Source organism: Bizionia sp. M204 (assembly GCF_023205095.1).
GTDB lineage: Bacteria > Bacteroidota > Bacteroidia > Flavobacteriales > Flavobacteriaceae > Algorimicrobium > Algorimicrobium hallyeonense.
This window is the reverse complement of sequence record NZ_CP046242.1, coordinates 1,387,835-1,413,001: the sequence shown is the minus strand read 5'-3', so window position 1 is coordinate 1,413,001 and position 25,167 is coordinate 1,387,835. Positions and strand designations below refer to the sequence as shown.

Genomic DNA, 25,167 nt, shown 5'->3' with positions numbered 1-25,167 from the left:
TATAAGTGTAAATACGTATTTCATGAGTTATATTTTGAAGGATACAATGCCGCAATCCATCTCGAAAATTTGACCAGAAATAGCGGCTGCATGATCCGATAGGAGGAATGAAGCCATTTCGGCAACTTCTGTTGGGTTTAAGAATTTTTTAAGGGGATGCCGCTCTGTGATGTTGTTAATCATTTTCTCGTTTCGCAGTAATTTAGACGCTAATTCGGTATTCGTAACTGTGGGCGCAATGGCATTTACACGAACTGTTGGTGCCAATTCAGCGCCAATAGATTTTACCAAACCTTCCACAGCTGCTTTTGAAGCCGCCACGCTAGCATGAAACGGCATCCCTAATTTTGCAGCTACTGTACTAAAAAATAACATGGACGGTTTATCTCCTTTTTTTATTATAGGAAGATATTTTTGAATTGCTTGAACAGCACCTATCACATTAATTTCAAAATCCGAACGAAAATCATCTAAACTTAAACGGCCAATGGGCTTTAAATTAATACTGCCAGGACAATATATTAAGCCATCAGCTTGATCTAAATAAGGTAGGTCATCACTCAAAATATCAACCGCATAATGTTTTAAATTATCATGATTAAAATCAGGTTTAGACCTGCTTAAATTAATGACCTTATGATTTTCTAATAATTTCATGGAAATTGCGCGGCCAATGCCTTTGCTGCCCCCAACAATAATATAAGTTTTCATTCTATAATTAATCTAAGCCGTTAAGGGTCTCCCTTTTAATCGTTTTTCAACTTTTTGTTTAATGGCTGTTAAACGCTTCATAATATCCATGATGCTTTCGTCTTTCTTTTTCTTGTAAATTTTGTTTAATTCCAAGATTAGTTCTTTAGCTTCTCTAGATATTTTTATTCTATCGCTAGTGGATAATGACTTTAGTTTGGTTTGCTCAAATTCTAGAGCACGTTCTATGGTATCCATAATTTAATGATTTAAATAGTTTTGTAATTCGATTATTTTTTCTGGTGAATTAAATGCGCCACCGTAATAAGCCGTTACAGTTGCAGAAGTATCGTCCTTAACGCCTCGTGAAGATACACACAAATGTTTGGCATCAATAATAACGGCTATGTCTTCTGTATCTAAAATAGTTTTGAGTTCGTTGGCAATTTGATTCGTTAAACGTTCCTGCACCTGTGGTCTTTTTGCGAAATAGTGCACAATTCTGTTTAACTTGGATAATCCTATTACTTTTCCAGAAGAAATATAGGCCAGATGTGCTTTACCAATGATGGGTACAAAATGATGTTCGCAATTGGAGTAAAAGGTAATATTTTTTTCGAGAACCATTTGGTTATAACGGTACTTATTTTCAAATAAGGCAACTTTAGGCTTGTTTTTAGGGTTTAAACCAGAAAATATTTCATCTATATACATTTTAGCAACACGATCGGGTGTTCCTTTTAACGAGTCGTCCGTTAAATCTAACCCCATAACATCCATTATTTCTTCAAATAACACAGAAATACGTTGCTTTTTTTCGGAATCTGAAAGTTTGAACGCGTCAGATTTCATGGGTGTTTCTAATCCTGTTGATAAATGGTCGTCCCCAATCATGTCCGTAGAAAAACCATTTAAACTGTTTTTCTGTTGATTTTTAGATAATGTAGATTCTATTTTCATACTCTCTTTTTATTACGTGCTGTCCTTATTTTATTGAGGCAAAGCACCATTAGCGTTTACTTATTTTATTATGTGTAATTTGTTTTTGTCTACTACATTTAAAACGTCCTTTTTCAAAAGCGCGTAATTTTTCATGTTTGGTTTTCCTACCTTGAACCCGTTTGCGCCACATTCTGAAACTGCTAGGTTTCATTTCGCGCCGCATCAAGCTTATAACATCTTGTTCTTCCAAACCAAATTGAAATTTAATAGCCTCAAATGTGGTGCGGTCTTCCCAAGCCATTTCAATAATTCTATCTATCTCGCGCGTTTTAAAACCATTCATGAGTCCATAAAGTTAAAACGTTGATCATAAATCACTTTTGCATCTAATAAGCGTTTAAAAAAAGCTTTATTCTCTTTAAACATGTTATTATTTTCAAAGTTGATAAACTTACCTTGAGCATGAATGCTAGCGCCATTAGTTTTATATAAAACCAATTGATAATAAGGAATAATCCAAGAAAAATTCTTTAGGCCTTTATTAATATATATAATGATTCCGCCAGAACGCATTTCAATATTGGCGTAATTAATATCTGAAACGCGGTTTAAATAGGCTTGTAAATTCGGACTAACCTCATTTATAATCATGCGTTTAGAGCCAATTCCTTTCAACTTGAGTGCTTCAAAAAAAGAATAAGGCTTACCTATTAAGTCCGAAATAACTTCTTTGTGCTCTTTGTCGTGATATGTACTGTTTAATATCAAATTAGGTTTATTTAATATCAAAGTTACAAAATGTTTAACGGTTATTAATAGAAGTTAAACAAAAATTAACAATTGTTTTGGAAATTAATATATTAATCGTCGTTCTTCAATAAATTAGAGCGATTATCAATGGTGTGTTTTTTAAGAATGCGTATGCTTTCATTTTTAACTTTGGGGTTTTTCTTCATATTCCAGAGTGTTTCACTAGCACGTTTTCTTTTCGATTTTAAATCGACAATAGGGAAGGGGTAGTCTATACCTAATTGGAAATTATTGAATTGTTGGTCTAAGGTAGTCATTAAATAGGGTTCATGCACGAATGGTAAATCTAAATCACGTAGTTCAGGAACCCAATGTTTAATAAATATCCCATCAGGATCATGTTCTAAACTGTTTTTTATGGGATTATAAATTCGTAAATTATTTATACCTGTTTCACCTGCTTGCATTTGCAATTGTGGATAATGAATTCCAGGTTCGAAATCTAAAAATTGCCGCGATAAATGTTTGGAGGCATCTTGCCATGGTTGCCATAAAATATGCGTAAAAAACGATACTAATAAGGCGCGCATTCTAAAATTAATATAGCCGGTTTGGTTTAAGCAGCGCATGCTAGCATCTACCAAAGGAAACCCGGTTTGTCCCGTTTTCCAAGCCATTTGGTAGTGTTCTGAAATAGATTTTTTAAGTTTATGGTAACCCTTATTAACGCTCACCTTTTCCATAATATGTTCCATCTCAAACTTTTGAATAAAATGCGCTTGCCAACGTAATCGGGAACGGAAAGCAGATAATTGCTTCTTATAGCTAGACGATACTTGAGCGGTTTTAGACGCTTGATACACTTGCCTAACAGATAAATTGCCCCAAGCAATATAAGGTGACAAACGACTGCAACTTTTTCGAGATTTTTCAGGTTTAGAAATATGAAACATATAATCCTTATGCCTATTGTTTAAAAAGGATAGTAGGTATTTATTTCCTGTTTTCGTTCCGCCTTTTTGAAAAGGCTTATCTGTTGCCGTTTCTAGATTTGCTGATTGACATTGCATTTCTAATTCGTAAATAGCATCCAAAGGCAAAAAATTAGAAGTTTGAGCTGTAAAGGTAATAAGCGGTTCAGCCATAATTTTATTCCAGTTTTCAAACCATAATTCACGAGTTTTTAAACCACGAACCACACCATTTTGAATGCTTTCTTGCCATGAAATTACATTATTTTTGCAGTAGCGTTTAAACGCTTTGTCCCGATCAAAAGTTACTTGAATTCCCGTTTCTTGATGTGAATAAACGTTTTTAATTTGATACGAATTAGAAATTATGTTACAGGCCGAAATGATATCAGAATTTATAGCCAGTACTTTCGTATTATAGGGATTTAAAAAGGCATTCATATCGCGAATAGATTCTTTTATAAAATCCCAATGCCGTTCGCTATAATGCGGATCATCAAGAAGTAATTGTTCAAAAACAAACAAGCAAAGCACACGCTCATTCTGTTCAAGAGCCTTTTTCAACGGCTCATGATCTTCTAAACGCAAATCGCGTTTAAACCAAACAATATGTATCGGTTCTCGGTTAGTATGCATCTTGATTTTGTATAATGTGTGTCGCGCGTTCTTTCAATGCTGAAAGCTTATCGGCATCCATTTTATTAAGGATGGAATACATCATTTTCATTCTAAAATTGGATTCTAATTGTTCACGCTTATCATCCAAAAAGTTCCAATATAGGCTATTGAATGGGCAGGCATCGGCTTCTGTTTTTTTCTTATAGTTATAATGACAACCGTCACAATAATTACTCATTTTCTGAATATAGGAACCCGAAGACACATAGGGTTTGGTAGCAATATTTCCACCATCGGCAAATTGACTCATGCCACGCGTGTTGGGTAATTGAACCCATTCTACAGCATCTGCATAAATTCCTAAATACCATGCATCTACAGCATCTGGATGGGTTTGGGTTAGGAGTGCGTAATTTCCCGTAATCATCAAACGTTGAATGTGATGCGCATACGCGTTATCCAAGGAATTGGAAATACTATGTTTTAAGCAAGCCATTTTGGTGTTTCCTGTCCAAAAGAAATCGGCTAAACTATTCCTATTGTTTAAATAATTCTGCTCTTTGAAGTCTGGCATTAATGCCCAATACATGCCACGCATATACTCACGCCAACCAATAACTTGACGGATAAATCCTTCTACTTGCGAAATATCTATAGAATCTTCATGCTTTCGGTAATAATTTAAAATTGTATCAACCACATTTCGGGCGGAAATCAATTTGATATTCATGGCAAATGATAAGCGTGAATGAAATAAATAAACTTCATCGGTATGCAAAGCATCTTGATAATCGCCAAAATGAATTAATAACTGTTCACAGAAATATTTAAGCTGCTCCAAAGCTTGCTTCCTGTTTATAGGATAATTGAAGGTTTTTAGGTTCCAATTCCCCATGGTTTTAATACCGGATTTTTCTATATCGGAAACGACTGCAGATACCTCATTCTTAAAATATTTGTACGTTGGAATTTCAGGTTCGTTTTTCCATTTCTTCCGATTGGATTTATCGTAATTCCATTTACCACCTTCCGGATTACCATAAGCCATTAAAATGTCATGCTTTTTACGCATGTCACGATAAAAATTTTCCATGACAAATTGCTTTTTGCCTTTATAGAACGTTTGTAAATCTTCACGTTTGGTGTAAAAATGTGACGTATCAACAACATTACATTCTATGGAAAGGGTTTTAGCGAATTTTTGCAATTGCCTATCCAATCTATATTCATCCGGCAGTTGATATTCAAAGCAAGAAATGTCTTTTTCACGGATAATTTTTTGAAGATTTTCAGGCAGTTTTTGCGTATTATTTTTATCCGTAATTTTATAATAAATAAACTGGTGTCCAGCAGATTCTAACGTGGAAGCAAATTCGCGCATGGCTGCGAAAAACCCAATTACTTTTTGAATATGATGGGTGACATAATCGGTTTCTTGGCGCATTTCAAAAATAGCGTAAACGATATCATCATCAACGGATTTAAACCAAGGATGCTTAATATTTAACTGGTCGCCTAAAAGGAGTCGGAGTGTTTTCATTCAAATAACGTATTTTGAAGCCATTGCTTCTGAAATTTACCATGTTCATCATAACGGTCGGCCTGGAGCTTCACATTAAAAGTCCTATTTCTAGGGTCGTTTCCAACACCTGCCACGTACAACCAGTTACCATAATTGCTATGCACATCATAATCTATAAGTAGGGATTCAAAATATGCCGCACCAACGCGCCAATCGAGTTCTAATGTTTTGGCAAAGTAAGATGCCACATTTTGTCGCCCACGATTACTCATCCAGCCGGTTTTATTGAGCTCCATCATATTAGCATTTACAAACCGTTCAGGTGTTGCTCCAGAACACCACTTTTTAATTAAAGTTGGATTTGTTTTCCAATTATAGGATTGTTGATTAATACCATCAATTTTAAAAATAGCATTCCCATGTTGCAAGGCAATAAACTTGAAGAAATCGCGCCAGATTAATTCGAAAATAAGCCAATAAGTCGATTCGTTTTTGAATTCTGTGCGCTCAAACTCTTTAATGGCCCAATATATTTGCCTAGCACTAATACAGCCGTTGGCCAACCACGCCGAAAATTTAGAGCTGTAATCTGTACCTAATAAACCGTTTCTAGTTTTCTTATAAAATCCTATTTTTTTGGTTTCAAACACATAAGTGTTTAATCGGTTTTGAGCAGCCGTTTCACCACCCGAAAATGGAAAAGCCGTATGCGTATGGGTTGTAAATTCCGAAAAACCTAGAATTTTTAAATTTGGAATTGTTGTGTTATTTTCGATTTGAAAAGCAACTTGTTTTGTTGCTTTAAGCTTGTTGTTTACAGAACAGTTTTTTTCTAATACTTTTCTGAAATTTGTAAATACCTTTGGAATTTCATTTAAATGAATAAAAACATCATCAGGATGAAATAAAAACTGATCATACCATTCATGAAAGCTTGTGAGCTTAGAAACTTTAACTTTAAGGTTTTGAATAGTTTGAGTTTCTTCACTTGTAAATTCTTTTTGCAAACAGATATCTGATATACTGTAAGTTTCACAAAGTTTTGGAATGGCTATTTCTGGTTTCTCGTAGAATGTAAATAACGGAATATTGAGTGACTCCAACTGGTTTTTTAAATCCTGAACACTTTCAATCGTAAAACGGGCACGATATTTTTCTGTTTTTTTAAAACCGTATGTGGTCGTTTTGTAATGTCGCGGATCAAAACAATAGATACCAATTATAGGATGGTTTAATTTTAAGGCATGGGCCAAAACCGTATTATCTTGAATCCGTAAATTGGTGGTAAACCAAACTAATGTATATGTGTTTTGTTTCGTTTGCATCGTTCGCTACAATAAATTACGTGCTCCCAATTATTTCGCCATTTTTTACGCCAAGAAAATGGTAATTGACAAACAGGACATATTTTTTTAGGTAAATCTGATTTTTTCAATTAGCTGGCAAGTTTGTTAATCATACCTCTAAAAATAAAACCATGAAATGGTAAAACGCTATACCAATAGAGTCGTCCTGCCAAACCGCGTGGTCTAAACGTAGCGGTTTGTTTCAGCTTATTATCTTCAATTTTAAATTCTAACCAAGCTTCGCCAGGTAATTTCATTTCGGCGTAGAGTAGCAGCTTTTGTTTGTCTTTATCCGCAAAAATGACACGCCAAAAATCAAGTGAATCCCCTACATGCAATTCCGTTGGACTTGTACGTCCGCGTCGTAAACCAATGCCGCCCACCATTTTGTCCATATAACCACGCAATCGCCATAAACGGGTTCCATAATACCAACCGGTATTGCCGCCAATAGCCCAAATTTTCCGAATGGTTTCTTCTGGATCTGTAACAGGACGTTCCTTATAATCTTTAAAACAACCATATTTTGGTACATTCACATATTTATGGAAATTATTTTTGAGTCGGCCGCTACTCACCATGGAATCTTTCCAACTAGAAATAATACTATTTTGTTCTATTTTTTCAAAAGCTAAAGAAACAGCTTCTTTATATGACAATGGTTTTATGCCTAAAAGTTCCTCTATATTGCTTGGCTTACCAATTATTTGAACACCCATACTATCTACTAAAGACGAAGCTAATTTGTAGGATGTGGACGTCACGAAATACAACCAGTATGATGATAATTTGGGTGTCATAACAGGAACCGTTAAAATGTACCGTTTGAGTTTACGGACTTCGGCAAATTCCAATAACATTTGTTTGTATGTGAGTACTTCAGGACCGAAAATATCATAAGCCTGATTATAAAGCCGTTCGTCTCCAGCACTTTTTGATAAATAACTTAATACGTCACGGACAGCCAAAGGTTGCGTTTTGGTATTAAGCCATTTTGGTGCAATCATAAAAGGTAATTTTTCCACTAAATCACGAATAATCTCAAAAGAGGAGCTTCCAGAACCTACAATAATTCCAGCCTTGAAAATAGTGGTCGCGTAATTGTCTGATTTTAGAATTTCTTCAACCTGTTTGCGTGAGCGCAAATGTTTAGATAACTCTTTATCGTTAGTAATACCGCTTAAATAGATAACTTGTTGAACATTGGTTTTTGTTATGGCCGTTTTAAAATTTTCGGCACAACGCGCTTCTAAATCTTCAAAATCTTTGGAGGAATTAGACATGGAGTGGATTAAATAATAAGCCACATCAATATCTTTTGGGAGATTAGTTAAGGTTTCCGGTTTTAGAAAATCACCTTCTATAAAATCTATGTGAGGATCTTCCACATAAAGCTTATCCGCTCTTAAAATATCGCGAACCACACAAATAACATGATGACCATCTTGAACAAGTAATGGTATTAAGCGTTTGCCAATATAACCTGTTGCACCTGTAACAAGAATTTTCATATTTAGTGGGTATTTAAATTAGTTTTTGGCCGTTGGTAGGGATGTCGCTCTTTTAATTCTGCAATGGCATAACCATCTAATCCATTGATGGTGACAACTTGTGCCTTGGATAAATTAACGAACCCGTCTGTTTCTAATAAATGATTTTGAATAAATAAATGTTTTATTTTACCTATGACTAATATGGTTCCATTGGATTTAATATGGTATTCTTCAATAAATTCCATGAGCATCTGTATAGGTGCCGCTGCTACAAAAGGCACGTTTATTCCCAATTTATATTCGGCTTTTAATGAGGTAACATCAAATTCAGAAATCTGTTTATCATATTTTGCTGATGTATGATGCGCTTCAGAAATTATAGATTCATGCACGTGATTTAAAGTGTAAAACCCCGTTTCTTTTATGTTATCGTAGGTGTTTCTGGTTACCGTTGTTGGTCTCATAAAAACACCTAATAAAGGTGGGTCTGAACCAACATGCGTAACTGAACTAAAAATAGCCACGTTTTCAATGCCATCTCCAGATTTAGTCCCAATTAAATTGGCCGATTTGAAACCAGAACAACTGTTTATAAGGTTTATTTTATAAAGATGTTCTAATTTAGAGATCTCTTCATGGCTGAAATGTTTCATTATAGGTTGTGAAAATTATTGATTTTTACATCTTTGGCTTTTAAGTCGAACATTAAATTATACAGTCCAAAAAATGTTCGGTTTATATAAATAAAATGTTTAGAACCTCGGTTTCCATTCATTTTACGCAATTCCGTATTTTTTGAATATTTTTCACCCAATTCTGCAATGCGTCCAAAGAATGATGGATCTGAAAAATCAAAAGTTTCCGCATGAAATGGTTGGGTGAAAATGCTTAACATTTCATGAAACATAGTTGAGAAAAATTCTAATTCTTCAGGCGAATCGTCTGGTTTTAAAATTTCTAATTTGAACATTTTTTCTCGAAAGATTTTCGGGTTTTCAATGCTTTCCTTTTCAGCTAATTCAAAATAAGGAACATAGAAATCTTCAGGAATGGTTTTCATACATCCAAAATCCAAAGCAATTAAGTGCCCGTCATCTGAAATTAGAAAATTTCCCGGGTGCGGATCGGCATGTACTTTTTTGAGCTTATGAATTTGAAACATGTAGAAATCCCAAAGCGATTGTCCAATGGTATTGGCCATATCCTGATTGGTGTTTTTTGCTGTGAATTCAGACAAATGTTTACCCATCATGTAATCCATAGTAATAATCCGTTCGGAAGATAATTCCGGATAATAATCGGGGAATTTTAAATTGGGAATATGAGAACATGCCTTTGCTATTTCTTGACTTTGTTCAAGCTCTAAGATATAATTGGTTTCTTCAACCAGTTTATTTTCTACCTCTTTGAAGTACTTATCAGAATCTTTACCTTTAATATTAAACATTTTAATAGCGATGGGTTTTACCATGGCTAAATCTGATTGGATACTTTCGGCAACACCTGGATATTGAATTTTTACAGCTAATTTTTTACCATTTTTTTCGGCTAAATGAACCTGTCCAATACTGGCCGCATTGACGGAAGTGGAATTGAAGGTGTCAAAAATTTCCTCTGGTGATTTTCCAAAATAGGTTTTAAATGTTTTTACCACTAAAGGTGGTGATAATGGCGGAACAGAGAACTGGGCTAATGAGAATTTTTCCACATAAGCTTGCGGTAAGATGCTTTTTTCCATGCTTAACATTTGGGCAACTTTAAGTGCGCTACCTTTTAATTGTTTTAAGCCATCATAAATATCTTCTGCGTTATTTTGATTTAATTTCTCTTTAGCTTCTAGTTCTGTTTTGGTGAGTTTATCACCATAATATTTTAAGTAATTTACACCCACTTTAGCTCCTGTTTTTACCAGTTTGCTAGCACGTTGTATTTTGCTTGTCGGAATACTATCAATTGTTTTCATAGGCTTTGTTGCATTTTTTCTTTAAAGAGAAATTTCCCTAAATCCAAAACGCTTTTTAGTGGTTTGATATCTATTAAATCAAAACCAGCATGAACGGACTTTTCAATAAAAATGTCTGTTTTTTCAAAGGAAGGCGAGGTGTCGTCTAACCAAAATTTCATAATCATCATAAGTTGAATCCAAAAAGATTCTTGTTTGGAATAATCTTGAAGTTTAACAATGCGCGGTTCTTTAATATCAAGGGTTTCAATGTTTAATGTGTCAATATATTTTTTGAAAGCATGACGTAATTCAGAAAGCGTACTTAATGATTTTAACCCTTTATTTTCAAGTGCAAAAACGACATAGCTTCGGTTTGCCGTTAAATTTTCAAAAAAGGTGAAATAAAAGCTTAATAATTTATTTCTAGCATCAAAATGTTGATATGCTTCGCTTTTTTCTAGCATTTGTAAGGTGTTTTCAAAAAATGCCTTGAATATGGATTTTTCTAAAGCTTCAAAAGAAGCAAATTTTTTATAAAAATCAGCTTCTTCAAAATTGTTGTCTTTTGCAAAAGCATACACGGTTTTTGGTGTATGGCTATGCATTAAAACATAATCCATATAGAATGAAATAAGCTTGTCTTGGGTGATGTTTTTCTTTTTTGCCATAATAATTAAATTCTTGTGTAAAGATACAAAACGTTTAACTAATTGACAGGAAAGTTAAACAATATTTTTTCGAATTCGTATTTTAGTGTATCCGCAAAGCGAAAAAATAGTATATTTGTTAAAGAAAACTTAACAATTATGAAAACAAGTCAAATACTCTACATAGGTATTTTTTTATTAGTAGCAAACATGAGTTTTGCTCAAAACAAATCAGTAAAAGAATCGGAACTTCAGCAAGTAAAAGTAGATACGCTTTATTCGGTAGAGGAGCGAGCAAATATGCAGCGTTGGTTTTATGATCGCGTAAATGATATGAAATTATCAGCAGAGCTTCGTGATGATTACGATCGTATTGTAAATAAATATGTGTTTGATATGAGTCGCTTAAATGATTCGGACAAAACGTATACACGTGATGAAATACATGAGCAGTTTAATATATTGGTTGGTAAAATGAATGAGGAATTAAAAGGGATTTTAACTACCGATCAATATGTAAACCATTTAGAAAACTTTGGACAAATTCAGCGCAGTGTTTATAGTAAATGGAACTTTAAGGACTAGTTATTAATTTATACTTTAGTTAACAAGCTTTTGACTGTTTAATCGTATTTTTGTGGACTATAAAAAATAAATCAATTTAATTTTAATTACTATGAAAAAAGCAATACTAATTTTAGCAGCTTTTGTGTTAACATTTAGCATACAAGCACAAGTAACAACACCAGAATCTAGTCCATTTAGTAAAGTGGAGCAGAAGGTTGGATTAACAGATGTAACGATTGAATATTCGCGTCCAGGAGTTAAAGGACGAAAAATATTTGGAGGACTTGAAGCTTATGACAAAATGTGGCGTACTGGTGCTAACAAAAACACCATCATTACATTTAGTGACCCTGTAACTATTAATGATTACGAATTAAAAGCAGGTTCTTACGCTATTTTTACAAAGCCTGGAGAATCTATGTGGGAAGTGTATTTTTATTCAGACACTAACAATTGGGGAACACCTGAAAAATGGGATGAAAGTTTAGTTGCTGCAATTGCAAAAGTAAAAGTGGAGAAAATTCCATTCACGGTTGAAACATTTACTATAGATATTAATGATATTAAAACAGGAAGTGCTAGATTAGAAATGATGTGGGAGAACACTTATATCGGTGTACCTTTCACGGTTCCTACGGATGATAAAGTGTTAGCCTCTATAAATGACGCTTTAAACGGAACGCCAAAAGCCACTGATTATTATGCCTCTGCTGTTTATTACTTAAATGAAGGAAAAGATATTAAGCAAGCTAAAGAATGGATTGATAAAGCTATGAGTATGATGGATAGCCCTGCGTATTACCAAGTAAGACAACAAGCTTTAATATATGCCAAAGCGGGTGATACCAAAGGTGCTATTGAATTAGCTAAAAAATCTTTAGAAGGTTCTAAAGCTTCGGGTAACATGCAATATGTAAAATTTAATGAGGAATCATTAAAAGAATGGGGAGCTAACTAATATATGGTTTTACGACTCACCTCACTATTTGCACTATTGGTACTATCTTTACAAAGCTACTCTCAAGAAGCCGAATGGTTATCGGGCGAGTTACACTTGGTAAATGGAAGCGTAAAAAAGGGACAAGTTAAAATCCCGCAACCAACAAAATCGATACGAATCGGTGCTAATAAGGTTGCTTTTAGAGCTAATAAAGACGCCAAAACAACGCGGTTTAAGGATCACGAAATAGCTTTTGTTTATTTGACCTCTCGGACAGATGGTACGGTAAAGTATGTGAATATTATCGTGGATAAAAAACTAGCACTTTTTCGTGAAGTTGAAACTATTGGTGATTTAACTATTTATGCGCGTAGCATGCAGGTTAATCATGCATCAACTGTTGGTGTTTGGTTTTCATCAAGCTTTAATGAAATATATGTACAACGCGAAGGTGAAAAGCAAGCCTCTGAATTAGTAAGCGCTACACGTGGTTTAAACTATTTTCGCAAAAATGTGAATGCTTATTTTTCTAATTGTAATTCGGTGGTCATGGCTTCCGAACCTATTGAAAAAAAGGAGGATGTTTTATCTGCATTACAGTATTATAAAAACTGCATTTAAATGAAATGCCTACTTTAACAAAAAAACGACTTGGTAATAGCAAGTCGTTTTTTTTATGCTTAATCCGTACTTTCTAATTGAAACAATTCCTCAACAGGTTTTTTAAAGAGTCGGGCTAACTTTAAAGCTAAAACCGTAGATGGTACATACTTGTTTTTTTCCATGGCATTTATGGATTGTCTGGAAACGCCAATAGCTACAACCAAATCTGCTTGGGTCATGTTATGCCTGGCACGCTCTATTTTTAAGCTATTCGTCATGGGTAGTGGATTTTAATTTTAGAAAATTGAAACGAATAATAAAAATGAAAAGCGGTGTAAACATATTAAATATCATCACGTTAAAAAATAGCATATCATAAACAAAAATGACAGCAAACGCTAAAATGGTATAATTTACAATTATCGCCCAAACTAGCGATTCGGTTCGGAGTTGGTAAATAAATTCATCTTCTACTTTCTCTTTGGTGAAACCAATTAGTAAGCCACCAATAATGATAGCGAGTGCTGAAAGTTCATCAACGATTCCATTCTTTATAATTTTAAACCAACCTTCTTCTGTTCCTGTAAATAGACTATCATCATTATAAATGCTTAAAACGTTTAGTTTTATTATATCAGGATCCATATCTGTGGCATATAAAAAGAGGCCTGAAATTAGTCCAAGAACAAGTAATACCCAACCAAACACCTTGTACTTGTGTGGCAATAAATAATTAGTTTTCATAATTGTCCGATTTAAAATTGACAATTCAAATACAAAATAAACTTTACATATTGACAATTTTATTTGACAAAAGGTTGTAAGAACGAGACAATTAGAATACTAAAAGGAGATAGATTATTAATGCTTTAAATTCTATTTTTGTTCGTAAACTGAATCATGATAGCAATAGCCACTACAATGGCACAGCCAACAAAATTCAACCATAAGAATGGTAAATTAATGTATTCATACAGATCTAGCAAAAACAAAGAGATTACCAAAATTTGAGTTATAATAGCGGCAATAAAAACAGCACGACCTTTAACGGCTTTTACAAAAAAGGCTAACAGGAAAATACCTAGAACATTTCCGTAGAAAATGGATCCAATAATATTAACTAACTGAATTAAGTTTTCGGCAAGATTGGCGACACAAGCAACGAGAATAGCTATAATTCCCCAACCTAATGTAAACCAACGTGACACTTTTACCATTTCCGTATCGGTTCTTTCGCGGGTGTTTCTTTTAAATAAATCAATTGTTGTTGTGGAAGCCAATGCATTTAATTCACTAGATGTGCTAGACATAGCTGCACTTAATATAACGGCTAATAACAGCCCAATTAAACCACGCGGTAGGTTGTTTAAAATAAAATTGATAAACACATAATCCTTATCATTACTTTCCACTTTTACGCCTTTAGTTTCGCCAGCTTTATCAATTAAATATCGCGCACGCGCACGAATACTATCATTTTTGGCGTTTGCGGAAGCCACGCCTGCAATGGAAGCTTCATTTTTATTGGCTATAAAATCGGCAATTAATACTTGTTTGGTATCGTAAATGGCATCTTGTTCCGTTTGCAGCTCTTGGTATTCTTCAGCATACTGGGTATTTAATACCACTTCCGTTGCTACAGGATTAAAATTAATTGGCGCTTTATTAAATTGATAAAACACAAACACCATAACACCCACTAACAGTATAAAAAACTGCATGGGTATTTTAAAAAGTCCGTTGAACATTAGTCCCAATTGCATTTCACGAACAGATTTTCCAGACAAATAGCGTTGTACTTGACTTTGGTCTGTGCCGAAGTAGGAAAGCATCAAAAACGTACCTCCAATAATACCACTCCAAAATGTATAGCGATTATTGAGGTCGAAAGAGAAATCTAAAATCTCCATTTTACCGCTTGCACCAGCAATATCCAAAGCGTTGCTAAAGGTGATATTTTCTGGAAGTTTATTTACAATAAGAATAAAAGCGATAATCATTCCTGTAAAAATAACAACCATCTGGTGTTTCTGGGTTACATTGACCGCTTTAGTACCACCAGAAACGGTATAAATAATAACAAGAATTCCGATTATAATATTGAGTAGTAACAAATTCCAACCTAATACAACTGATAAAATAATGGCCGGCGCAAAAATGGTAATACCAGCAGCTAAACCACGCTGAATAAGAAATAAAATAGCTGTTAATGTTCTGGTTTTTAAATCGAAACGATTTTCAAGAAATTCATAAGCAGTGTATACATTAAGTCTGTGATACAAAGGAATAAATACCATACATATGACAATCATGGCAATTGGCAGTCCGAAATAGAATTGCACAAAACCCATTCCGTCATTAAAAGCTTGACCTGGAGTGGATAAAAACGTAATTGCACTGGCTTGGGTTGCCATGACCGACAGACCAATAGTCCACCATTTAGAGCTATTACCACCTTTTAAAAAATCTTGAACATTTTTACTGCCACGCGTTTGATAGGTTCCGTAAGCAACAATTGTAATTAAAGTAATGGATAATACAATCCAGTCGAGAGTTTGCATAGTTAAAAGGCTTGCATGATGAAATAAAACGCTAAAATATAAAGTGCATTAGCAACGAGTAAAATTGTATACATTTTTTCCCATTTGTATTTTTCTTGCTTCATGGTTTTTAATTTTTCGGTTTTATTTTCCTAAAGATAAAATATTTGCAAATAAGCGATACGCACCGGAAACTCCAGCAGGAAATTCCCTAAAGAAACTCAAGCCTGTATAGATGTAGTAGCCTTTTCCGTATTGCGCCACTAATAAACTTCCTTTTTTGGCTGACTCCCCTTTATCATGCATGGATAAAATTGGTGTAAAATCCGTACTCCATTTATCCGGGAAATATAGTCCACGCTCTTGCGTCCAGTTTTCAAAATCTGTTTGGGTTATTTTATTAGGTACATTTAAAACAGGATGATTGGGTGCTAAAAATTTAACCTCAGCAAACTCATCGGTGACACGATCGCGAGATAATTCTAATGTATAAGGCGCCAACTCATCGGTTACCAAACCGCGGCTCGTGTTATATTGAACCACCATATTACCACCATTCTTTACGAAATCGAATAAAACATATTGTTTAAATTTTAATGTTTCAACAGTGTTATATGCGCGTATTCCGATAACAACAGCATCAAAACCATTTAAATTATCAGGCGTAATGTCATCAGGTGATACAGTAGTCACGTTATACCCAATTTGTTGTAAACTTTCTGGAACAACATCGCCAGCACCCGCAATATAGGCAATGTTTTCGCCTTTTTTCTTTATATCTAAACGAACCACTTTACTTTCGCTTGGCAATAAAACGGTTTGGTAAGGAATATGATCGTAATCAATTTCAATTAGTTCATTGGAATAGATGTTCCCTTTAATTGTAATAATTGGTTTTATGAATCCTTCACTTTGAATGTTGGGAGGTGTTACGGAAAATAAAACCGTTTGTTCTTCACCTTTATTGCTAATAGTTACTTGGTGATTTTCGGGTGAAACGCGCCAACCGTCAGGAACTGATAAGTGGACCATTCCTTCCAAATTATCGTGTCCAGCTTTTACATGTACAGGAATATCTTTTGTGTTAACCGTTTCAAAAATGATGACTTTTTCGGCAATTCTAGCCGACGCTTCTGGGATGATTTCAAAAGGCTTATAAACTTCTCCTTTCACAGGATCGTTGGTTTTATAAACAACGGGCTTCATGAATGGAATGTTTGTTCCAGCAATATTAATATGAAAGGTGACATTGAAATAATCTGGTGATTCCGGTTTGCCGATTAGAGATTTATCAGAAACTTTATACATGCCTAAACTTCCTTTTTCAATGAGCCAATAAGGTGTTGTTACAGGCGCATTATCGGTACTTGGTATGTGAAAAATTTCTTGAATTTTTATGGATTCATTTTCATTTAGTTCAATGCCTTTCGGAACTTCTAATCCATCTGGATTGGTGAATGACACCAACGTCATTTTTGCTGGACTTCTATTAATAGCTTCTAAATTTAGTTGAATACTTTCACCGGATGTAGCTTGATTCGTTTCCGCCACAGCCTCTACAAATAAACCAGCGCAAGCCGCAATAATGGCTTTAATCTCTTTGGTTTTAATAATTTTCCAATGCGTATTTTCTAAAGCTTGAATGGCATTATAGGCTTTAACCAACTTTGGAAGGGAAGTAGCTGGGTTTTTAAAATCGTAATTGGCTTCCACCTCTTTAAGAATAATGCCAATCTTGGCACCACCTTTTACACGATTCCAACTGGTATCAATACCTTCAAATAAATTGGTTGGAGTGGTTGGCATGGTACCTTTTATCAATTCAATATATTCCATTTCGGTACCACGTGTTCCAGTATTTCCGAAACCTTGCGATTTATGCTGACTTCTGCTTAAGGCTGCAATTTCCGGGTTACTCAAACCGCTTGAAGGAAAATAGATGCCGGTATCCAAGCCAATTAAATTACTCTTATCGGCTCTATCAAACTTCTCTTGACTGCCATAAAACCACCATGATGTATTGAAAAACGCACGTTGAACTTGCCAAGTTTCCGTTGTTTGTAATTGATTCGGATAGATTGAAGCATCATTTGCTAAATCAAAAGCCTCCAAACTCAACATAGCCGAACTAGTATGATGACCATGGGTACTTCCTGGACTTCTGTGGTCAAAACGATTTATGATAATATCTGGTTGAAATTGACGAATAGCCAATACCACATCACTTAAAACTGCTTCTTTATTCCAAATAGCCAACGTTTCATCGGGATGTTTGGAATACCCGAAATCGTTAGCACGAGTAAACAATTGTTCACCACCATCAATCGCTCTAGCTGTTAAGAGTTCTTGCGTTCTTATAACACCTAAAAGCTCCCGAATTTCTGGACCAATGAGGTTTTGGCCTCCATCACCACGTGTTAAGGATAAATAGGCGGTTCTTGCTTTGACGTTATTTGCCATATAGGAAATAAGTCGTGTGTTTTCATCATCGGGATGTGCAGCAACATATAAAACCGACCCTAAAAAATTGAGTTTTTTTATGGACTCGTAAATTTCCGAACTATTAGGTTTTTTGGGTTGCTGTGCGTAGGAATGCGTGGTACTTATTAGAATTAAAAATAGGAAACGTACTAGTTTTATCATAATGGCTTTTGGCTAAAAGACCAAATATAATAAAGACTTAATAAGATGTTTGGCTTTAAGTTTTTTTTAACGCAATGATATACGGGAATTCTACTAACTTTTTGAGATGCGTAAAACGAAAACTATAAATAGGAGGGTAACAAAATTGAAGTTTTATTGATATCAGGTTGTAACAATAAAACTAATAATCATGAAAAATTTAAAAACAAATAAACTTTTACTACTTTTTACATGTTGCTTTTAAGCGCTGGTATCTTGTGATGATGACAACGACCCAATTAACAATGTATGTGAAAACAGTTATGTAGATAATTTGATTAATTCCGTGTTCGCGACCAATATTGATTATGATTTATATGAAACCATGGATTTAGAAACGCATGAATATGATATAATTATAAATGCAAATGGCGAAATTTGTTCTGTAGGGTATCAAAATGCAACGGCTTATGCGGGTGGCTATACTATGGAGGTTATTAATAATACTTCTGGTGCATCTTATTCTGGCACCCATACATTTTCTCAAACAGCATTAGATTATCAAGCCATTACACCTGTAATAGTTTCGTCTGGTGATGAGATTACCGTAAGAAGAACAATTTTGCCAGGTTATGGTAATTTAAATGAAACTATAGGACGGATATATAGAAAAACCGATTTTTCTCCCGTTCCATACCCAATAACGGAAGGAAACGTGGTTTTTCAAAGTTCTAATTTCTATGGATCAGGGGGTCCTGTTATAAATTATGGTCAGCCTTATATTGCTTTAGGTTTTAAAGTAGATTAATACCAGAATTACTCTTCAAGAAATTTTAGGGATGGTTGAAAATTAAAACCACTTCATGCGTTTAAAGTAGTAAACCATTCCAATAAAAATAACGAACATAATACCCAATAGTATAAAGTAACTATTTTCAAAATGAAGTTCTGGCATATTATCGAAATTCATACCATAAATACCTGCTATAAAGGTTAATGGGATAAAAATAGTCGCTATAATAGTCAGTACTTTCATGACCTCATTCATTTTATTACTAATAGTGGTCATGTACATATCCATTAAACTCCAAATCATTTCGCGATAAATATCTATACTGTCGGATAATTGAATAATATGGTCATATACATCATCATAAAACTGAATGGTTTTTTTATGAATAAGTGTATTATCACTTTTTAGAATACGACTAATTATTTCACGTAAGGGAAAAATAGACCGACGGACTTTTAATAATTCCTTTTTAAGACTTAATACCTGTTGACTTAAATCTTCTTTAATATTCCCACTAAACAATACATCCTCTAAATCTTCCACTTTGTTGCCCATGGTTTCACTAACAATGTAGTAATGGTCCACCACGGCGTCTATTAAAGCATACAGTAAATAATCCGAACCCATGGTACGGATTCTTCCTTTGCCGGCGCGCAATCGTTCACGAACCGTATCAAAAACATCACCTTCCGATTCCTGAAAAGTTAGTACATAGTTTTTTCCAAGTACAAAACTGACTTGTTCTATAGTAATATTTTCATCAACATCATAATATAGCATTTTTAAGGATACAAAAATGTAATTTTCATATTCATCAATTTTTGGTCGCTGTGACGTATTGACAATGTCTTCTAATACAAGGGGATGCAAATTGTAATGCGCACCTATTTTTTCAATTTCATCAATATGATTTAAGCCATTAATATTAATCCAAGTAATGGAATCTGTAGACTTAAATTTAAAGGCGTCCTCAATGAATTCAAGTTCTAATTCATTGATAAATTCAGGATTATAATCAAACGACTCAATAAAAAGCTTTTGTGCAGTTTTATCTCCCGTATAAATTAAAGTTCCTGGCGATTTGCCAACGTGTTTCTTATACTTTGATGTTCTTTTTTTACCCATAATGTTGAAATTTACAACAATTATTTGAAAAAATTATACAGCATCAGTGCCATCGTCTTGTGGTAAAACAATAGCATCCTTTTTTAGAAGCGTAACAGGTTTTTGTAGAATTAAGTTGTTTGGATAGGTTACCAAGTCGCCATTATCCAAACGTAAATGCAGTTGAAACGCAGCAATATCCTCAATGATAGCCTCAATTGGGAAGTCCTTATCGTGAATCATGATTTTATCGCCAACCTTATATGGAAAGTTGAAAAACATAATTATTCCGGATGTAATATTGCTTAAAATAGACCATATAGCAAAAAGCGCAATTCCTATGACAGCAAAAACGGAGGAAAAAACAACCGCAATTTCTTCAAATTGAGCACCGAAAATAATAGTTTCTATTAGGAGCCAAATTAAAATAAGCGTGGCCGTAGCATACCTTGAAATTAGATGAATTCTTGCATCATTAATTCCAGCTTTATGGCCAATTTTTTTAATTAATTTTCGGGCTATATACCGAATAATTAATAAAACTAAAAGAAGGATAATACTTCCTAAAATTTCCGATTCATAATTTTTAAAAAACTGTATAAATAATAACATAATTGATTAACACATTAAGTGGACAAAGATAGCATAGAAACCATACAAACAGATGCGATTTATGGTATATTTAAGAAGAAATAAATTGCTGAAGGGTTTGATAAACAACATGGGTTGGTAGTCCAACCACATTAAAATAGGATCCTTCAATTTTGGTAATACCAATTTGCCCTATCCATTCTTGAATACCGTAAGCTCCCGCTTTATCAAACGGTTTACAGGTATTTATATAGTAATTAATTTCCGCTTCTGTTAACGCTTTAAATGTAACTTTAGTAACAGCATTTACAGTTTTCTGTTTTTTTGAGGTAGTAAAACAAACCGAAGTAATTACCTCATGCGTTGTATTGCTCATGGATTTAATCATATTAAAAGCATCTTCTGCATTTTTAGGTTTTCCAAGCGCTTTATTATTGTGCCAAACTATGGTGTCACTGGTAATGAGAACTTCGCTTGGATTTAATTCGGCTTTGAATGGTAAGGATTTTAACTGGGCCAAGTAATCACTGATTTCAAAATGGCTTAAACGTTCTGGGAATTCTTCTTTAATAGGTTTTAGAATAATTTCAAAATCCAAGCCTAATTCCCTAAAAAACTGCTGCCGTCTCGGAGAGCCGGAAGCAAGAATAAGTCTGAAGTTTTTTAATTGTTCGTTGAGCATTATCCAAGAAGTTTATATTTATAAATGAGCAGCGATAACATTCCGAAGAGCATGATTATTTTAAGCAAACTACTAATAAAATTATAGTCCGATTTTAGCTTAGCTTGAAACAAACGGATTATGACATAAATTAATGGCGCTATTATAAAAATTAAAAAATAACCCACAATCCATAAGTTGTGATATAGATATGTTATGACATAATAGATAACGGCAGCCAAGGGAATAAACGTTAGTGCCAACGTAACATGTGTTGCACGAGCACGACCAATAGCAATAGGTAGTGTGTTCATACCAACTTTGTAGTCGCCATCAATATCTTCAATGTCTTTTACTAATTCTCTTATTAAATTAATGCAGAAAGCAAACAGGGCATAATCTAATATAATTTTAAAAAAAGTGAGTTGTGTTTCTTGATTTTGAGGTGTAATGGCTGGTAATAATTCAAATAACCCTACCATAATAATACTTAAAGCAATTAATGCCGAAATAACAATATTACCAACTAATATCATTTGCTTTAAATAGGAAGCATAAATATATAGTAATCCAGAAACAATGACAAAAAGGGCAAAGAATCCGGAGCGGCCAACCAAATGGGATAAATAGAAACCAATTAGCACACCAACGACATTAAAGCCAATAAAAAGACTGTAAGCCGTTTTTTCAGAAATGGATTTACCAACAATTACCTTTTTGGGTTTGTTAACAGCATCTGTATCTTGATCAAAAATATCATTTATAATATTACCACCAGCCGCTAAACATAGTGTTGCTATTATAAGTAATGAAAACCCAAACCTGTTCAAAGTAATGGTTACACCAAAGGACTCCAGCAAAGCATATTTAATAAGTAATTGCACCAAGGCAATCATGAGTAAATTTTTCCAACGAATTAGTGATAAAATACTTTGCATACTTGTTTGTTAGTAGGTGATTAAAGGAGCGTTAATTTTTTAATTCTTTAAATGCGAATTAGTCATATTTGGCATCAAAATTACCTTGCCAGTTATCTTGAACTTTTAAAACTTGCTCAATTACATCGCGAACAGCACCATAACCACCATTTTTATGCGAGATATATTTTGAAATTACTTTAATCTCAGGAACCGCATCTTGCGGACAGCAAGGCAGACCAACAAGTTTCATAACGGGGTAGTCTGGGATATCGTCACCCATATATAACACATTTTCCAATTTGATGTTGTTTTGAGACAGGTATTCGTTTAGCTGCTGGATTTTGTCGTGGGAGCCTAAAAATACATCTGTAACACCTAATCCTTCCAACCTAATACGAACACCTTCATTAGTGCCGCCAGAAATTATACAAATATTGTACCCCTTATTTACTGCTGTTTTTAAAGCGTAGCCATCTTTAATGTTCATTTTTCGGAGCATTTCACCAGTTGTTAAAATGGTTACGGTTCCATCCGTTAAAACACCATCTACATCAAATATAAAGGTGGTAATATGTTCTAGATATTCTTTGTAACTTTTAGTTTCCATAATTTATTTAGTGAATTATTGGGTTAATTAGTAAATGCGTTATAGCTTGAATACGCTGATAAATAAATACATAACAAGCTATTTTGTTTTGTTTTTAACTACTTTTTTATTACTAACACCTTGGGTTTTTTTAATAGACGCTGTAAGTAATTTATAGATAGCTTGATGCTGTTCATTTTCAAGCAGTTTTAAATGCTTTTTAATTGTTTTTTTGTCGTTGCGTTTAGCAGGACCTGTTTGTGCTAAATACGGTGAAATATTCTGGACCTTATTTGCAGTTTCCAAAATAAGCGGTTTTAAAATATCAAATTCTACACCTTCCGACTCTGTAATCTCATGAGCCACCCGATATAATTGATTGGTAAAATTATTAACAAAAACAGCGGCCAAATGTAATGTTCTACGCTGATCACTATTTACCTTATGCGTTTTACAGCCCATACTTTTACCTAGCAACTTTAATAGAGGAACATCCTTTTTGCCTATGGTTTCAATACAAATAGGAACCGTTTCCATGGCCACAGGAACGTTTTTAGAGAATGTTTGCAATGGATAAAAAACACCACGTCGGTTTTTCTTATCTATATCGTAAACACTAACACTTCCCGAGGTATGAACCACAAATCGGTTTTCGAAAGGGAGTTGTTCGGAAATATGCGAAATAGCATCATCACTAACAGCAATTATATATATATCGGCTGGCTTTAATTCCGATAAATCATCAATGGTCTCCACGTCACTTTGAAACATGGCTAATTTCCTAATATCCCTATTATACCATTGTACTACGGAAATAGTTTCTGCCTTAATAAACGCTTTATATAGATGGGTGGCCACATTTCCTGCGCCAATAATACTTACTGAAATCATAAGGCTAAAATACACATAATTATAAATAAACTTTATGCCGTTTTAGGATTAATTTTTCATCCTTTTCTAATTGCTTTATGGTTCTGATAACGGTTTCAACGCGTAAGCCTGTTAAGTCCGAAATTTGCTGTCGTGTTAATTTTACCTCATAAAGCTCGGTGGAATTTGCTGTTTCTTTAAAATGGTTTAATAAGGTTAAAATCCGATGTTCTGGAGGATGAATAGAAAGTTCTTGAATAATTTTCGCCTTATAAATCATGCGCTTACATAAAATCTTGGTGAGTTTTAAATGCACCTTTGGGTGGTTTTCTAATAACTCAAAGAACCGATCTTTAGGCAACATATAGATACTGCAATCTGTAATGCATTGTGCGCAAGCTGGATAATTAGAGTTTTGAAACAATGGTGGTTCTCCAAATGATTTTCCAGACTCAAAAAAACCTTGAATAAACGCTTTTCCATCTTCCGAATGATTAAACATTTTTAGTTTTCCTTGTTTTATTTGAAAATAAAAAAGGGCCTCCTCGTTTTCTCTAAAAACTACCTGACCTTTAGAATAGGTTTTGAGGGTTGCTTGATATTTCTCTAAAATGGCTATTGGAATCATGGTGATATGATTTGAATCATAAATAAACAAAGATAAGTTTTAGAATTTTGTTTCAACAAAAAAACACTATTATGAAATCTTTATATCAACAAGCCATTAAGGACTTTAATGAAAACTATATTCTCTACATTCCACTAACTATTATTTTACAAAGTTGTATTGGTTCTATTGCAGCCATGTATATTTTAATGAATAGTCCTAACGAAGCGTTTAAGTTTTTTGAACTAACTTTGTGCGTCGTTTTAGCCATGGGTTATAATGCTGTAATTTTTGCACAGCTTAAAACCAAAATTATTTTTCCTATTTTATTGGCAAGTATCACTATTAATATTCTGCTGATAATAATTAATGTTTATCAATTGTCATAACGCATCACATGAAAAAAAACATAGAAACCCGAGACGATGTCTTTCTTTTAGTCTCTTCATTTTACGATAAAGTTCGTGCTGACGAATTTTTAGGGCCTTTTTTTAATCGTGTGATTACGGATTGGGATGCACATATTGACCGATTGACAACTTTCTGGGAAACGAGTTTATTTATGACTCGGAAATTAGAAAAAAAATACTACGGAAACCCGCTTGAAGTTCATGTTCAAGTAGATAAGGAAAATAACCATGCTATTACCGAACATCATTTTGGAGCTTGGTTAAATTTATGGTTTGAAACCATAGATGAACATTTTGAAGGCGAGGTGGCTGAAAATGCTAAGCGTCGTGCTAGAAAAATGGGAAGTTTTATGTATTTAAATATCTTCCAAGCTAGACCATCAACAACTTAAGCTTTTTTTACACTTTGTTAATTATATCCCGATAAAA

General features: G+C 34.0%; 30 protein-coding genes. 6 read left to right on the top strand and 24 right to left on the bottom strand.

What is annotated here, in order from left to right; translation table 11 throughout:
• Positions 1-27 precede the first annotated feature (27 nt).
• The 13 genes from GMA17_RS06385 to GMA17_RS06325 form a co-directional block, all read right to left on the bottom strand.
• Positions 28-711, bottom strand: a complete 684-nt coding sequence (locus GMA17_RS06385) for an SDR family NAD(P)-dependent oxidoreductase (protein WP_248400284.1) — start codon at positions 709-711, stop codon at positions 28-30.
• Between the two features lie 12 nt (positions 712-723).
• Positions 724-948, bottom strand: a complete 225-nt coding sequence (locus GMA17_RS06380) for a hypothetical protein (protein WP_248400283.1) — start codon at positions 946-948, stop codon at positions 724-726.
• 3 nt (positions 949-951) lie between these two features.
• Positions 952-1,650, bottom strand: coding sequence for a GTP cyclohydrolase I FolE (gene folE / locus GMA17_RS06375; protein WP_248400282.1), 699 nt, complete (start codon positions 1,648-1,650; stop codon positions 952-954).
• A gap of 49 nt (positions 1,651-1,699) precedes the next feature.
• Positions 1,700-1,975, bottom strand: coding sequence for a TIGR03643 family protein (locus GMA17_RS06370; protein ID WP_248400281.1), 276 nt, complete (start codon positions 1,973-1,975; stop codon positions 1,700-1,702).
• Entirely contained in the window at positions 1,972-2,400 is a 429-nt protein-coding gene (locus tag GMA17_RS06365) for a hypothetical protein (protein WP_248400280.1), read from the bottom strand. The genes GMA17_RS06370 and GMA17_RS06365 overlap by 4 nt, the downstream gene beginning before the upstream one ends.
• Positions 2,401-2,492: 92 nt before the next feature.
• Positions 2,493-3,989, bottom strand: coding sequence for a cryptochrome/deoxyribodipyrimidine photo-lyase family protein (locus tag GMA17_RS06360; RefSeq protein ID WP_248400279.1), 1,497 nt, complete (start codon positions 3,987-3,989; stop codon positions 2,493-2,495).
• Positions 3,979-5,511 carry a cryptochrome/photolyase family protein gene (locus tag GMA17_RS06355; protein ID WP_248400278.1) on the bottom strand — a complete coding sequence of 511 codons (1,533 nt, stop codon included), beginning with the start codon at positions 5,509-5,511 and terminating at the stop codon, positions 3,979-3,981. The genes GMA17_RS06360 and GMA17_RS06355 overlap by 11 nt, the downstream gene beginning before the upstream one ends.
• Positions 5,508-6,818, bottom strand: a complete 1,311-nt coding sequence (locus tag GMA17_RS06350; RefSeq protein WP_248400277.1) for a DASH family cryptochrome — start codon at positions 6,816-6,818, stop codon at positions 5,508-5,510. Before GMA17_RS06350 ends, GMA17_RS06355 begins: the two co-directional genes overlap by 4 nt.
• Complete coding sequence (locus GMA17_RS06345; protein ID WP_248400276.1) at positions 6,788-6,928, bottom strand: DUF2256 domain-containing protein; 141 nt, start codon at positions 6,926-6,928, stop codon at positions 6,788-6,790. Before GMA17_RS06345 ends, GMA17_RS06350 begins: the two co-directional genes overlap by 31 nt.
• The gene (locus GMA17_RS06340; RefSeq protein WP_248400275.1) at positions 6,929-8,350 is read right to left on the bottom strand and encodes an SDR family oxidoreductase; all 1,422 of its coding nucleotides are present in this window, start codon (positions 8,348-8,350) and stop codon (positions 6,929-6,931) included.
• A 2-nt stretch (positions 8,351-8,352) separates the two neighbouring features.
• A complete protein-coding gene (locus tag GMA17_RS06335) occupies positions 8,353-8,985 on the bottom strand; it encodes a flavin reductase family protein (RefSeq protein WP_248400266.1) in 633 nt (210 codons plus the stop codon).
• Entirely contained in the window at positions 8,985-10,295 is a 1,311-nt protein-coding gene (locus GMA17_RS06330) for an AarF/ABC1/UbiB kinase family protein (protein WP_248400264.1), read from the bottom strand. Before GMA17_RS06330 ends, GMA17_RS06335 begins: the two co-directional genes overlap by 1 nt.
• A complete protein-coding gene (locus GMA17_RS06325; RefSeq protein WP_248400261.1) occupies positions 10,292-10,945 on the bottom strand; it encodes a TetR family transcriptional regulator C-terminal domain-containing protein in 654 nt (217 codons plus the stop codon). Before GMA17_RS06325 ends, GMA17_RS06330 begins: the two co-directional genes overlap by 4 nt.
• Positions 10,946-11,083: 138 nt before the next feature.
• Here GMA17_RS06325 and GMA17_RS06320 point away from each other — a divergent pair, with 138 nt between their 5' ends.
• The 3 genes from GMA17_RS06320 to GMA17_RS06310 all read left to right on the top strand — a co-directional run bounded on the left by GMA17_RS06320 (position 11,084) and on the right by GMA17_RS06310 (position 13,052).
• Positions 11,084-11,509 (top strand): hypothetical protein, encoded by a 426-nt coding sequence (locus tag GMA17_RS06320; RefSeq protein WP_248400259.1) that lies wholly within the window; start codon positions 11,084-11,086, stop codon positions 11,507-11,509.
• A 91-nt stretch (positions 11,510-11,600) separates the two neighbouring features.
• Entirely contained in the window at positions 11,601-12,449 is an 849-nt protein-coding gene (locus GMA17_RS06315) for a DUF2911 domain-containing protein (RefSeq protein ID WP_248400257.1), read from the top strand.
• A 3-nt stretch (positions 12,450-12,452) separates the two neighbouring features.
• Positions 12,453-13,052, top strand: a complete 600-nt coding sequence (locus GMA17_RS06310; RefSeq protein ID WP_248400246.1) for a hypothetical protein — start codon at positions 12,453-12,455, stop codon at positions 13,050-13,052.
• A gap of 59 nt (positions 13,053-13,111) precedes the next feature.
• Here GMA17_RS06310 and GMA17_RS06305 read toward each other — a convergent pair whose 3' ends face one another.
• The 4 genes from GMA17_RS06305 to GMA17_RS06290 form a co-directional block, all read right to left on the bottom strand.
• Complete coding sequence (locus tag GMA17_RS06305; RefSeq protein ID WP_248400244.1) at positions 13,112-13,312, bottom strand: helix-turn-helix transcriptional regulator; 201 nt, start codon at positions 13,310-13,312, stop codon at positions 13,112-13,114.
• A complete protein-coding gene (locus GMA17_RS06300) occupies positions 13,302-13,778 on the bottom strand; it encodes a hypothetical protein (RefSeq protein WP_248400242.1) in 477 nt (158 codons plus the stop codon). Before GMA17_RS06300 ends, GMA17_RS06305 begins: the two co-directional genes overlap by 11 nt.
• A 125-nt stretch (positions 13,779-13,903) precedes the next feature.
• The gene (locus GMA17_RS06295) at positions 13,904-15,595 is read right to left on the bottom strand and encodes a sodium:solute symporter (protein WP_248400240.1); all 1,692 of its coding nucleotides are present in this window, start codon (positions 15,593-15,595) and stop codon (positions 13,904-13,906) included.
• Positions 15,596-15,718: 123 nt separating this feature from the next.
• Positions 15,719-18,217, bottom strand: a complete 2,499-nt coding sequence (locus GMA17_RS06290) for a PIG-L family deacetylase (RefSeq protein WP_248400238.1) — start codon at positions 18,215-18,217, stop codon at positions 15,719-15,721.
• A 364-nt stretch (positions 18,218-18,581) separates the two neighbouring features.
• Between GMA17_RS06290 and GMA17_RS06285 the strand changes: the two genes are divergently transcribed.
• Complete coding sequence (locus GMA17_RS06285; protein ID WP_248400236.1) at positions 18,582-19,004, top strand: hypothetical protein; 423 nt, start codon at positions 18,582-18,584, stop codon at positions 19,002-19,004.
• A gap of 42 nt (positions 19,005-19,046) precedes the next feature.
• Here GMA17_RS06285 and corA read toward each other — a convergent pair whose 3' ends face one another.
• The 7 genes from corA to GMA17_RS06250 all read right to left on the bottom strand — a co-directional run bounded on the left by corA (position 19,047) and on the right by GMA17_RS06250 (position 24,349).
• Complete coding sequence (corA, locus tag GMA17_RS06280; protein WP_248400234.1) at positions 19,047-20,114, bottom strand: magnesium/cobalt transporter CorA; 1,068 nt, start codon at positions 20,112-20,114, stop codon at positions 19,047-19,049.
• A 33-nt stretch (positions 20,115-20,147) separates the two neighbouring features.
• Positions 20,148-20,705, bottom strand: a complete 558-nt coding sequence (locus tag GMA17_RS06275; RefSeq protein WP_248400232.1) for a mechanosensitive ion channel domain-containing protein — start codon at positions 20,703-20,705, stop codon at positions 20,148-20,150.
• Between the two features lie 70 nt (positions 20,706-20,775).
• The gene (locus GMA17_RS06270; protein ID WP_248400230.1) at positions 20,776-21,366 is read right to left on the bottom strand and encodes a Maf-like protein; all 591 of its coding nucleotides are present in this window, start codon (positions 21,364-21,366) and stop codon (positions 20,776-20,778) included.
• Positions 21,366-22,283, bottom strand: a complete 918-nt coding sequence (locus tag GMA17_RS06265; protein ID WP_248400228.1) for a geranylgeranylglycerol-phosphate geranylgeranyltransferase — start codon at positions 22,281-22,283, stop codon at positions 21,366-21,368. The genes GMA17_RS06270 and GMA17_RS06265 overlap by 1 nt, the downstream gene beginning before the upstream one ends.
• 58 nt (positions 22,284-22,341) lie before the next feature.
• On the bottom strand, positions 22,342-22,872 hold the full coding sequence (locus GMA17_RS06260; protein ID WP_248400226.1) for an HAD family hydrolase: 531 nt from the start codon (positions 22,870-22,872) through the stop codon (positions 22,342-22,344).
• A gap of 78 nt (positions 22,873-22,950) precedes the next feature.
• Positions 22,951-23,742 carry a Rossmann-like and DUF2520 domain-containing protein gene (locus GMA17_RS06255; RefSeq protein WP_248400224.1) on the bottom strand — a complete coding sequence of 264 codons (792 nt, stop codon included), beginning with the start codon at positions 23,740-23,742 and terminating at the stop codon, positions 22,951-22,953.
• A 19-nt stretch (positions 23,743-23,761) separates the two neighbouring features.
• The gene (locus GMA17_RS06250; protein WP_248400222.1) at positions 23,762-24,349 is read right to left on the bottom strand and encodes a Crp/Fnr family transcriptional regulator; all 588 of its coding nucleotides are present in this window, start codon (positions 24,347-24,349) and stop codon (positions 23,762-23,764) included.
• 71 nt (positions 24,350-24,420) lie between these two features.
• Between GMA17_RS06250 and GMA17_RS06245 the strand changes: the two genes are divergently transcribed.
• Positions 24,421-24,717, top strand: coding sequence for a hypothetical protein (locus tag GMA17_RS06245; RefSeq protein ID WP_248400220.1), 297 nt, complete (start codon positions 24,421-24,423; stop codon positions 24,715-24,717).
• Positions 24,718-24,725: 8 nt separating this feature from the next.
• Positions 24,726-25,130, top strand: a complete 405-nt coding sequence (locus tag GMA17_RS06240) for a group III truncated hemoglobin (RefSeq protein ID WP_248400218.1) — start codon at positions 24,726-24,728, stop codon at positions 25,128-25,130.
• Positions 25,131-25,167 lie beyond the last annotated feature (37 nt).

Excerpts from the sequence above, each read along its gene's own strand:
- GMA17_RS06315 (WP_248400257.1), top strand. The coding sequence starts at position 11,601 with ATGAAAAAAGCAATACTAATTTTAGCAGCTTTTGTGTTAACATTTAGC.
- GMA17_RS06325 (WP_248400261.1), bottom strand. The coding sequence starts at position 10,945 with ATGGCAAAAAAGAAAAACATCACCCAAGACAAGCTTATTTCATTCTAT.
- GMA17_RS06305 (WP_248400244.1), bottom strand. The coding sequence starts at position 13,312 with ATGACGAATAGCTTAAAAATAGAGCGTGCCAGGCATAACATGACCCAA.
- GMA17_RS06340 (WP_248400275.1), bottom strand. The coding sequence starts at position 8,350 with ATGAAAATTCTTGTTACAGGTGCAACAGGTTATATTGGCAAACGCTTA.
- GMA17_RS06240 (WP_248400218.1), top strand. The coding sequence starts at position 24,726 with ATGAAAAAAAACATAGAAACCCGAGACGATGTCTTTCTTTTAGTCTCT.
- GMA17_RS06355 (WP_248400278.1), bottom strand. The coding sequence starts at position 5,511 with ATGAAAACACTCCGACTCCTTTTAGGCGACCAGTTAAATATTAAGCAT.
- GMA17_RS06330 (WP_248400264.1), bottom strand. The coding sequence starts at position 10,295 with ATGAAAACAATTGATAGTATTCCGACAAGCAAAATACAACGTGCTAGC.
- GMA17_RS06335 (WP_248400266.1), bottom strand. The coding sequence starts at position 8,985 with ATGAAACATTTCAGCCATGAAGAGATCTCTAAATTAGAACATCTTTAT.
- GMA17_RS06360 (WP_248400279.1), bottom strand. The coding sequence starts at position 3,989 with ATGCATACTAACCGAGAACCGATACATATTGTTTGGTTTAAACGCGAT.
- GMA17_RS06250 (WP_248400222.1), bottom strand. The coding sequence starts at position 24,349 with ATGATTCCAATAGCCATTTTAGAGAAATATCAAGCAACCCTCAAAACC.
- GMA17_RS06260 (WP_248400226.1), bottom strand. The coding sequence starts at position 22,872 with ATGGAAACTAAAAGTTACAAAGAATATCTAGAACATATTACCACCTTT.
- GMA17_RS06300 (WP_248400242.1), bottom strand. The coding sequence starts at position 13,778 with ATGAAAACTAATTATTTATTGCCACACAAGTACAAGGTGTTTGGTTGG.
- GMA17_RS06285 (WP_248400236.1), top strand. The coding sequence starts at position 18,582 with ATGGATTTAGAAACGCATGAATATGATATAATTATAAATGCAAATGGC.
- GMA17_RS06290 (WP_248400238.1), bottom strand. The coding sequence starts at position 18,217 with ATGATAAAACTAGTACGTTTCCTATTTTTAATTCTAATAAGTACCACG.
- GMA17_RS06380 (WP_248400283.1), bottom strand. The coding sequence starts at position 948 with ATGGATACCATAGAACGTGCTCTAGAATTTGAGCAAACCAAACTAAAG.
- folE (WP_248400282.1), bottom strand. The coding sequence starts at position 1,650 with ATGAAAATAGAATCTACATTATCTAAAAATCAACAGAAAAACAGTTTA.
- GMA17_RS06295 (WP_248400240.1), bottom strand. The coding sequence starts at position 15,595 with ATGCAAACTCTCGACTGGATTGTATTATCCATTACTTTAATTACAATT.
- GMA17_RS06265 (WP_248400228.1), bottom strand. The coding sequence starts at position 22,283 with ATGCAAAGTATTTTATCACTAATTCGTTGGAAAAATTTACTCATGATT.
- GMA17_RS06275 (WP_248400232.1), bottom strand. The coding sequence starts at position 20,705 with ATGTTATTATTTATACAGTTTTTTAAAAATTATGAATCGGAAATTTTA.
- GMA17_RS06385 (WP_248400284.1), bottom strand. The coding sequence starts at position 711 with ATGAAAACTTATATTATTGTTGGGGGCAGCAAAGGCATTGGCCGCGCA.
- corA (WP_248400234.1), bottom strand. The coding sequence starts at position 20,114 with ATGGGTAAAAAAAGAACATCAAAGTATAAGAAACACGTTGGCAAATCG.
- GMA17_RS06310 (WP_248400246.1), top strand. The coding sequence starts at position 12,453 with ATGGTTTTACGACTCACCTCACTATTTGCACTATTGGTACTATCTTTA.
- GMA17_RS06245 (WP_248400220.1), top strand. The coding sequence starts at position 24,421 with ATGAAATCTTTATATCAACAAGCCATTAAGGACTTTAATGAAAACTAT.
- GMA17_RS06370 (WP_248400281.1), bottom strand. The coding sequence starts at position 1,975 with ATGAATGGTTTTAAAACGCGCGAGATAGATAGAATTATTGAAATGGCT.
- GMA17_RS06255 (WP_248400224.1), bottom strand. The coding sequence starts at position 23,742 with ATGATTTCAGTAAGTATTATTGGCGCAGGAAATGTGGCCACCCATCTA.
- GMA17_RS06320 (WP_248400259.1), top strand. The coding sequence starts at position 11,084 with ATGAAAACAAGTCAAATACTCTACATAGGTATTTTTTTATTAGTAGCA.
- GMA17_RS06350 (WP_248400277.1), bottom strand. The coding sequence starts at position 6,818 with ATGCAAACGAAACAAAACACATATACATTAGTTTGGTTTACCACCAAT.
- GMA17_RS06270 (WP_248400230.1), bottom strand. The coding sequence starts at position 21,366 with ATGCTCAACGAACAATTAAAAAACTTCAGACTTATTCTTGCTTCCGGC.